The 3,103-nt window shown below is 49.1% G+C and carries 2 protein-coding genes; both read left to right on the forward strand.

Features of this window, described 5'->3' with window-relative positions:
- A partial coding sequence (locus FC98_RS13570; protein WP_156637331.1) for an LPXTG cell wall anchor domain-containing protein occupies positions 1-824 on the forward strand: 824 nt, incomplete at its 5' end.
- Between the two features lie 298 nt (positions 825-1,122).
- The coding region (locus FC98_RS13575) for a KxYKxGKxW signal peptide domain-containing protein (RefSeq protein ID WP_169788700.1) at positions 1,123-3,103 on the forward strand (1,981 nt) is incomplete at its 3' end.

The following is a 3,103-nucleotide window of genomic DNA, read 5'->3' on the forward strand; positions in this document are numbered from 1 at the left end:
CAAACGGGAAGATCGCCACTGGTGACGTGACCTTGAACTACGTTTACCGGCTGATTGGCAAGTACATCATCACGCCACCAACTGGTAAGGGCGATGTCACCAACAGTATTTATCCAAACGATCCGAAGAACCCGGCGGCGATTTTGACACCTACCACGGCAATTGTGCCTTACATCAAGGGCTACAATGCGGTTTCCGGTGGCAAGATCCTGACGCTCTTTGATCCAAGTGACCCAACCAAGGGCTACTTAGCACCAACGGCGCCATATGCCACCCCGGATAAGGATACGTACATCACTTATCAATTAGCAACGCAGCCAACGACGCCGGTGCAACCAACTAATCCGGTGCAACCGACAAACCCCGTTCAACCAACGACACCGAACCAGCCAACCCAACCGGCTCAGCCAACGCAGCCAACCACGCAACCGACCCAGGAACCGAACCAGCCGACGACACAGCCGAAGAAGCCAACTACGACTACGACGACGCATCAGCCAGCTAAGCCTGGGAAACGGCCAACCGCCAAGAAGACGGCTAAGGCCACATCGCAGGTAAAACGGGCAACTAGTCGAACTGGTCGGATGAAGACGCAACGGTTAGCTAATGAACCCGTCAAGGTTGCTGGTGTATTTGGACCACGCACATTGAATCCAACTAAGCAACCATCAGCTTCGCAACAACCAAAGTCAGCCAATCAACTGGCCGCTAAACGATTGCCGCAGACTGGTGATCAAGCAAATAATGACATGGCGCTTCTAGGCGTCATCGGCATGCTCAGTACGATTGGGCTCGCAGCATTGCGGAGAAAGCGGCGTGATTAAGCGTCACTTTCGATGCAATGGCTCGCGGGTGGCCGACCTCATTTCCCCTCAAATGAAACCGGCCGCTTCATAATAGTTACTTGCCTCCCCTGACGAGTGATTATTAGCCCGAATTACCCATCGAGCATATCCATAGGATAGGTGGCAGTTGCCACCTATTCCATACATAGAATAATAAATAGCGATTCACTGCCCAGTTTGTTTGGGCACACATAGAACAGGGGTTAATAGATTGAGGGAATGGAAACGTGTCAGTCAATTGATTGGCATAATATTGAAGAAATGAGGGTGTCATGAGATGAAACGGTATCAGTATAATCAGATTGCTAAGGCAGAGCCAACCGTGGTTCACTATAAGCTCTATAAGGCTAAGAAGCAGTGGGTTGTCCAGGGGATGACAACGGTGGCGCTACTGCTCGGGGTTCACGAAGCCCAAGTGCATGGCGTACCAGGTTTGGTGGCGCCAGATGTACCAACAGCCAAAGCGGACACGCTTGGCGGCCAAGACCAACCGGCTAGTCCTGAAACAGCGACAGCTCAAACGGATCAGTCTGTTAGCCAAGATCAGACTGTGGCCAGCACACCGACAGCAACGGTTGCGCCAACGACGACTAATGATCCAGCAACCGTGGTCAATGATCAGTCAGCCAATCAACCAACTGCAACAACGACTGACACGTCAATCGTGACACCAACGGCCACCGTTGAGACCACGCCAACGACCACAACTGATCAAGCAACTGGGACAGTGACTGCGACCTCGACGCAAGCGGGGTCTGATCAAACAACTAGTCAAACGACTCAAGACCAAACTGGTCAAAATCAGATAAGCCAAGCGCAAGCAACCCCAACTGCAACAACGACTACGTCAACTGCTAAAGCAGCAACTACCAAATCCGTGGCTCAAAAAGCAGTTACCGTTAAAGTTAAGGGGAAAGCAGACTTTAATCGCCAAGCTAAGAAAGCCACAAAACAGGCCCAAAAGATTGCTAACCAGGTTAACCAAGTTGTTAAGGCTGATGCTAAGCGGGCAAATGCCAAGTCAACTGACAAGATTGTCCATAATTCTGGTTTGGATGCGTTGTCAGCTCACGTGACCCAAGAGCTTAATCAGGTAAAGACGGCCTTAAATCAATCGACAAAACAATCGCAAAAGTTAGCGGTCTTGCAAGCTAATTTAACTCAGGCCAATGAGTTGGTAGCTAGTATGCAAACGGAATTAAAAGTTGCTAATAAAATGCTCATTGAAGACAAACGGGGGGTTAACGCTCGGTTTGTTTCGAATTCTCGGGCGGCTTTGAATGAGCTAGTATTACCAGCTAACACAATTGCTAAAGTTGATGAGTATGGTGATTTAGTTGTTTCAACCAATAGTCATTCAGGCTATCAAGCAGTTTTAAATCAGTTGGGATCTAAGGGATTGACCAAGGCATTTAGAAACGTGGTCGACCCAACCCAGCTATATTACGGGATTAAAGGGTACTCGGACGCGGAATTATTGGCTCAGGCGAAGTTGAATGTTAACAGCGCGTTGAGTAAAGAAAAGTTAGATATCAGCCAAGATGCCAGCACAATTAAGGATACGCCATTCTATGCAGCACCTAACATTACATACTACAATAGCCTTTTGCCATATTGGACCCAGCTGCAGACGGCTTACAAGTCAGGCAGTGCTTCCGATGTGATGCTGAGCGCCGCTGAGTTCTTTGGCGCGATTCAAGCAGTTGGTGATTATACGACGGCTAACGGTTTAAAAGCCAATTCAGATCAAGTGCAGTCCAGCGATAGTACATCGTTTGCCCTGATCATGAACGTTGATGAAAATAATAACCCAATCTTTACGGAGAACACGGGCCGAGGCGGAGTAATAAAGGCGGGCGACCTATTAAACCACTTGGGGCTGGTTGTGGATCCGACCGACCCAGCAACGGATAATGGAACTAGTGTGAATAACTTCATGTCTCCAAGTGGGTTATCAAGCAGCACCTACTTTGTCGGCAAAATCGGCGACGAGATTGCTAACCCAACCATTAAAGAGACGGTGCCAAACTTCACTTATACTGGCAAGACCGATACCACTGCTGGGAACAAATTGGTGAGCGTCGTTGGTGGCAAGACGTTGCAAGTCGTCGTCAATCACTGGACCAGCTCGGTAACACCTGAAGTAACGGCAATTAAAGCGGCCGTTGGCAACGTCACCAAGGCTGAAGACGGCACGGCAACCTTTAAAGATGTGCCAAGCGTTACATTAAGTGGCAAGTCTGATTTAACGACCCCAA

Origin of the sequence: Lentilactobacillus kisonensis DSM 19906 = JCM 15041 (assembly GCF_001434135.1) — a bacterium.
Lineage (GTDB): Bacteria > Bacillota > Bacilli > Lactobacillales > Lactobacillaceae > Lentilactobacillus > Lentilactobacillus kisonensis.